This window comes from Pseudomonas fakonensis (assembly GCF_019139895.1).
GTDB lineage: Bacteria > Pseudomonadota > Gammaproteobacteria > Pseudomonadales > Pseudomonadaceae > Aquipseudomonas > Aquipseudomonas fakonensis.
Genome location: NZ_CP077076.1, coordinates 2,838,648 through 2,845,367, shown reverse-complemented (window position 1 = coordinate 2,845,367; position 6,720 = coordinate 2,838,648). Strand labels below are relative to the sequence as shown.

Annotated in this window: 1 protein-coding gene; it reads right to left on the bottom strand. The window is 69.9% G+C overall.

Annotated elements, in window-relative coordinates; genetic code table 11:
• Nucleotides 1-188 precede the first annotated feature (188 nt).
• Nucleotides 189-6,497 carry a non-ribosomal peptide synthetase gene (locus KSS94_RS12760; protein ID WP_217843322.1) on the bottom strand — a complete coding sequence of 2,103 codons (6,309 nt, stop codon included), beginning with the start codon at nt 6,495-6,497 and terminating at the stop codon, nt 189-191.
• Between the last annotated feature and the right edge of the window lie 223 nt (nt 6,498-6,720).

The window sequence follows — 6,720 nt, the reverse complement described above, 5'->3', positions numbered from 1 at the left end:
TCGGGGGTGAAACTAAAGGATCGCTGCCTGCGGGGCTGACAGGGGAAGCCGGGACAATCGGTGGCCCGGGGCTTGTCAGAGGAGGACCGTGGGAGCGGGCTTGCCCCGCGATGACGATGGCAGAGCCGCCACCGCTATCGCGGGGCAAGCCCGCTCCTACGCCCCCCACAAGGTCGTTCAGGTCGGGCTCAAAGCCGGCGGCGGGCGGCCAGGCCCGGGATGGTGGTGCGCGGCACCTCCACGCGAGCCGCCTGCAGCTGGGTGCTGGCGGCAAGGCCGGCCAGGGTCGGTTGGCTGAACAGGCTGCGTGCGTCGGCATGCAGGCCGGCCTGGCGCATGCGCGCCACCAGGCTGACGGCCAGCAGCGAATGGCCGCCGAGCTCGAAGAAGTTGTCGTCGCGGCCCACCTGCTCGATGCGCAGCACCTCGCCCCAGATCTGCGCCAGGGCGGTTTCCAGCTCGCCTTGCGGCGCCTGGTACTGGCGGCTGATCACCGAGGCCGGGCCAGGCGCTGGCAACGCCTGCCGGTCGACCTTGCCGTTGGGGCTCAGTGGCCAGGCGTGCAGGGCAACGAAGGCCGAGGGCACCAGGTAGTCGGGCAGGCGCGCCAGCATATGGCTGCGCAGCGCTTCGAGCCCTGGTGCGGTGTGGCCAGGGCGGCAGGTGAACCAGGCCACCAGGCGCTCGTCGTGCATCGACACCACTGCTTGCTCAAGCCCGGGGTAGCTGGCCAGTTGTACCTCGATCTCGCCAGGCTCGACCCTCAGGCCGCGCAACTTGAGCTGGAAGTCGTTGCGGCCGAGGAACTCCAGCTCGCCGTCGGCGCGGTAGCGCGCCAGGTCGCCGGTGCGGTACAGGCGCTCGCCGGCGACGAAGGGGCTTGCGATGAAGCGCTCGGCCTGCAATGCCGGCAAGCCAAGGTAGCCGCGCGCCACGCCGACCCCGCCGATGTGCAACTGGCCCACCGCGCCGAACGGCACAGGGCGGTCGTGAGCATCGAGCAGGTACAGGCGGGTGTTGCAGATCGCCCGGCCGATCGGCGGCGCGCTGGCCGGCAGCGGCTGCTCGGGCTCGAGGGTCCAGGCGGTGCTGTCGACGGTGGCTTCGGTGGGGCCGTAGACATTGTGCAGGCGCACCCACGGCAGGCGCGCGCGCACCGCCGCAGCCATGGCCAGGGTCAGCTCGCCGCCGCCGCAGAAGATGTCGCGCAGGCGGGTGCAGCGTTCTACGCCCTCCACGTCGAGGAACGGCTGCAGCATGGCCGGCACGAATTTCACGCAGGTCACCCCCTGCGCCTCGATCAGCCCGGCAAGGTAGGCCGGGTCGCGGTGGCCGTCGGGGCGCGCCAGCACCAGGCGCAGGCCGGCGCTGAGGGGCCAGAACAGCTCCCACACCGAGCCGTCGAAGCTGAACGGCGCCCGTTGCAGCAGCGCATCGCCCGGGCGTGGCGGGCACAGGCCGGTGCCCCAGTGCATCAGGTTGCACAGGCCGCGGTGCTCGACCATCACGCCCTTGGGCGTGCCGGTGGAGCCGGAGGTGTAGATCACGTAGGCCAGGTTGCCGGCGTGCAGGCCAGGCACTACAGGTGCGTCAGTAGGTTGTTGCTGCCAACCGTCGTGGTCCAGGTCAAGGGTGGCCACACCGCTGCCCGTTAGCAGGCCGGCGGTGGCGCCATGCACCAGCAGCACCTGGGGCGCGCTGTCGGCGAGCATGTAGCGCAGGCGCTCGTCGGGGTAGCCGGGGTCCAGCGGCACATAGGCGCCGCCGGCCTTGAGGATGCCCAGCAGGCCGACCATCAGCGCAAGGCCGCGCTCGACGCAGATCGCCACCCGGCTGTCGGGCTGCACGCCCATTGCCCGCAACTGGTGGGCCAGGCGGTTGGCTTGTGCATCGAGCTGGCGGTAGCTCAGGCACTGCTCGCCGGCCTGCACGGCCACGGCGTCGGGGCTGCGCCGCACCTGTTCGGCGAACAGCGCAGGCCAGGTCTGCTCGACCGGGCTGCTGGCATCGTCGGTGGCGTTCAAACCAACCAGCAATTGCTGCAACTCTTCGGCCGGCACGCTGCACAACTGCTCAAGCGGGCGTTGCGTGCCGTGCTCCAGCAGGCCTTGGAGAGTGCCCAGCAGGCACGCCTGCAATCGCGCCACACCCAGGGTGCGCGGGGCCCGCAGGCTCAACTGAATGGCCTCGCCATGGTCGTCCACGGCCAGCATCAGCGGTTGGCTGACCACTTCGCTGGCCTGCAGCAGCTCGACACCGGGCAAGGCGGCCTGGCCGTGCGGTGCGCCCTGGCGGTAGTTGAGCAGGCTGTCGAACAGCGGCATGCCGGCAGGCAAGGCGCTACAACGCTGGGCCTGCACCTGCGGTGCGTCTTCATGGGCCAGCAGCCCGGCCAACCCTTCATGGGTACGGGCCAGGGCCTGGCCCAGGTTCAGGCCGGCCAGGCGCACCCGCAGCGGCAGGGTATTGATGAACATCCCTAAGGCCCGGTCAGCGCCCTCGCCTGCGGCCAGGCGGCCGAGCAGCACGGTGCCGAACACCACCTCGTCATTGCCCGACAGGCAGCCCAGCACCTGGGCCCAGGCCAGGTGGAACAGGCTGGCCAGGCTGACGTCGTGGTTGCGTGCCAGTGCGCGCAGGGCCTGGGCCAAGGCAGGCGGCAGCGCCTGATCGAGGGTTTGCAGGGCATCGGGGTCGGCAGGCAGGCCGTCTACACCCAGCACCCGGGTAGGCGCCTCGAGGTCACCGAGCATCTGCCTGAAATAGGCTTCGTGCTGTTGCTCGCGGCCTGCCGCATTGTGGGCCGCAGCGAAGTTGCGGTATGGCACCGGCGCCGGCAGGTCGGCGCCCTGCCCGGCCATGAACGCGCGCAGTTCGGCCATCAGCAAGCCCAGGGACACCGCGTCGTTGACCAGGTGGTGGAAGCGCAGCAGGCCCAGCCAGCGGCCCTGTTGGCTATCCTCGGCAACGCCAAGGGCCAGCAAGGGGGCCTGGCGCAAGTCCAAAGGTTGGCAGGCAGCGCGCAGACGCGTCTCGGCATCAACGCCTGCGACCAGCTCTTGCACCGGCAGCTCGGCGTGGCGCCACACCACTTGCTGGGGTTGCGCCAGGGCCTCCCAGGCCAGGCTGGTGCGCAGGATATCGTGGCGCGCGATCACCTGTTGCAGGGCCTGGGCGAAGGCCTGCCAGTGCTCGCGGCTGGCAAAACTGAACAGCGCCTGTTGCTGGTAGGGGTCGCGGGTATCGGTGATGTGGTGGTACAGCAGGCCCTGCTGCAGCGGTGCCAGGGGGTAGATTTCCTGCACGTTGGCGGCCCCGCCCGGTACTGCGGCGACGATACGGTCGATATCCCCCTGCTCGAGGGTGGTCAGCACCAGCAGTTCGGGGGTCAGCTGTTGGCAGCCGGCAGGTACCCGGTTGGCCGGCACCCGCTGGGTAGGCGCAGCACTGGCTGCGGCGGCCAGGCTGGCCAGGGTCGGCTGGCCGAACAGCACCTGCACGTCGGCATGCAGGCCTTCGGCGCGCATGCGTTCGATCAGTTGTACCGCCAGCAGCGAGTGGCCGCCCAGCTCGAAGAAGTGGTCATGCCGGCCCACCTGGGCCACCCCCAGCAACTCGGCCCACAGCGCCGCCAGGCGTTGCTCGGTGGCGCCTTCGGGGGCGGCATAGGCGTGGCGGATGCAGGCCTCGCTGCCGGGGGCAGGCAACGCCTGGCGGTCGAGCTTGCCGTTGGCGGTCAGGGGCCAGGCCGGCATGGCCTGGTAGGCACTGGGCAGCAGCGCCACAGGCAGGCGCTCGGCCAGGTGCTGGTGCAACTGGCGTGGCGTCACCTCGCCCTGGGCAATGAACCAGGCCAGCAGCTGCCCTTGGCGAACCAGAACCACGCATTCCTGCAAGGCCGGGTGGCTGGCCAGGGCTGCCTCGATTTCCCCCAGCTCCACCCGCACGCCGCGGAGCTTCACCTGGTCGTCGTTGCGCCCCAGGTACTCGAGGGTGCCGTCAGTCTGCCAGCGCACCAGGTCGCCGGTGCGGTACATGCGCCCGGCGTGGAACGGGTCGTCGAGGAAGCGTTCGGCGGTAAGGTCGGGGCGGCCCAGGTAACCCCGGGCGACCCCGGCGCCGGCCACGTACAGCTCGCCGGGCACGCCCGGTGGCAGCAGGCGCTGACAGGCATCGAGCACGTACAGCCGGGCATTGTCCACCGGGCCGCCGATATGCAGCGGCGCGCCTGCGTGCAAGGCGCCGTAGCTGGCCACCACGCTGGCCTCGGTGGGGCCGTAGTTGTTGACCAGGGCGTGGCGCGGGTTGCGCTTGAGCTGGCGCAGGCGGTCGCCGCCGATCAGCAAGGTGCGCAGGGTCGGGTGGTCGTCGCCTTGGGCCAGTGCGTGCTCGGCCACCGGCGTTGGCAGAAAACTCAGGTCCAGCGGCTGGGCGCGCCACCAGCGCAGCAAGGCCTCGATGTCCTCGGCGCCTTCACGCACCGGGGCCAGGTGCAAGGTGGCGCCGGCGCACAGGGCTGGCCAGACCTCCCAGGCCATGGCATCGAAACCGAAGCCGGCCAGGCACGACACCTGCTCGCCAGCCTTCAGGGCAAAGGCCCGGCAATGCCAGTCGACCAGGTTGTCGAGCATGCAATGTTCGACCATCACGCCCTTGGGCAGGCCGGTGGAGCCGGAGGTGTAGATGACATAGGCCAAATTGTTCGGGCCCAAGCCTGGCACCACAGGGTTGTCTGCCACGGTCGGGGCGCACGGGTCGAAGTCGATGCGCGGCACCGCAGTGGCCGGCAGGTCGATACCGATCTGGCTCAGCAGCACTTTGGGGACGCAGTTTTCCAGCAGCCAGGCCAGGCGCTCGCGGGGGTGTGCCGGGTCCAGGGGTACATAGGCTGCACCGGCCTTGAGCACTGCCAGCAGGCCTACCAGGGTGTCCAGCCCGCGCCGGGCGCAGATCGCCACGCGCTCCTCGGGCAGCACGCCCAGGGCGATCAGGCGTTCGGCCAGGTGGTTGGCGCGCCCGTTCAGCTCGGCGTAGCTCAGGCTGCGCCCTTCGTGCCAGGCGGCGATGGCCTGGGGCGTGTGCGCGGCTTGCGCTTCGATACGCTGATGCACGCAGCGCGGGGTTGCCTGGGTGCTTGCCCCCTGCCCCCAGGCCTGCAGCCTTGCGTGCTCGGCAGCGGTCGGCAGGTCGAAACCGGCCACCGCCAGTGCCGGGTTGGCCAGGGCCTGGTGGAGAATGTGCAGCAGGCGATCGGCCAGGGCCTGGGCCTCCTGCTGGCTGAACCAAGCCAGGTTGTACACCAGGTGCAGCCAGGCCTGGCCGGTGTGGCGGTTGCTGCGCAGGTGCAGGGCCAGCGGGGTCGGCTCGTGGCCACTGCTGACCTTCACGCTGCGCCCTTCGATCGGCCCGTAGCGCAGCGCGTTGCCGTCTTCTTCGAACGACACGCTCAGCTCGAACAGCTGGCCGCGGTCTTCGCGCAGCAGGCCCAGGGCGCGGTTGAGTTCGCTCAAGGCAAAACGCTGGTGGCGGTAGTCCTGGCGCAGGTTGTCGCGAATGCCCTGCACCAGCTCGGCAAAGCCCAGTTGGCGGCCAAAGCCCATGTGCAGGGCGCTGACCTGGGTGAACAGGCCCAAGGTGGCCTTGAAGCCTGGGTTGCCACGGTTGCGCACCGGCAGCCCGACCACCCATTCATCGCGTTGCCAGGTCCGGCTGCAGTACACGTGCAGTGCCGCCAGCAGCACATGCAACGCCGAGGCGTTCAACTGCCCGGCCAGGCCCTGCATGCGGGCCAGCAGGTCGCTGCTGAACGGCAAGTCCAGGGCCTGGCTCGGGGTGTCGGCAGTGGCCGGGGCCAGGCTTTTGCGCTGGGCCAGGGGCTCAGGCAGGGCCTGGTACTTGGCCAGCCAGTAGGTGCGGTCACGGGCGTGGCGCGCCGAGGCCTGGTAGGCGACGTCGTCATGGATGAACGCGCGGTACGACGGCGCCGTGGCCGGCAAGGGCTGGCCCTGCTGCAACAGCCCGTAGTACTGGCCCAACTGGCTGAACAGCTGGTCGAAGCCCCAGCCGTCGATGATCAGGTGGTGGGCCTGGCCGGCCAGCAGGTGGCGCTGGGGCTGCAGCTTGACCAGGAAGAAACGCGCCAGGGGGCCACCGTACAGGTCGAAGCGCTGCGCCATGCGCTGGCGCATCAGTTGCCGGGCGGCAGCCTCGGGGTCGGCCTCGGTGCTGAGGTCGAGCAGCGGCAGGCCGAGGGTGAGCGTGGGCTCGAAACACTGGCGTGGCAGGCCGTCGGCCGCGCACGGCAGCAGTTGCGTACGCAGGCCGTCATGCAGTGCCACCAGGTGCGCCAGGGCCTGGCCCAGCAGCGCGGTATCGAGCGCACCGTCGAGCTCGATGTAGCCACCGATGTTGTACAGCGGCGAGTCGCCACGGCTGATCTGGTCCAGCCAGATGTCGCGCTGGGCGGTGGTCAGGGGGTAGGTGTCGGTGGCAGACATGGGGGTGGCGCGTCCTTGCGAATGATCGTCCGCGGATTCAAGCACCGGCCTTGGTGGCTGTATGGCCCCTGAAACCCGGACAACCGCGCCTGGGGCCAAGTTACTGATTTTCTTGTAGGAGAATCGCTACAGCAGACTGTCGGGCATGGCCTACCTGGCAGCCCGCAGTGGGCAAATTCCGCCAAAGCGGGGCTTTTTGGCGTCAATTGGCTGGCATTGCACC

Bases quoted from the DNA above. Each gene is read 5' to 3' on its own strand.
- KSS94_RS12760 (WP_217843322.1), bottom strand. From the start codon at position 6,497: ATGTCTGCCACCGACACCTACCCCCTGACCACCGCCCAGCGCGACATC.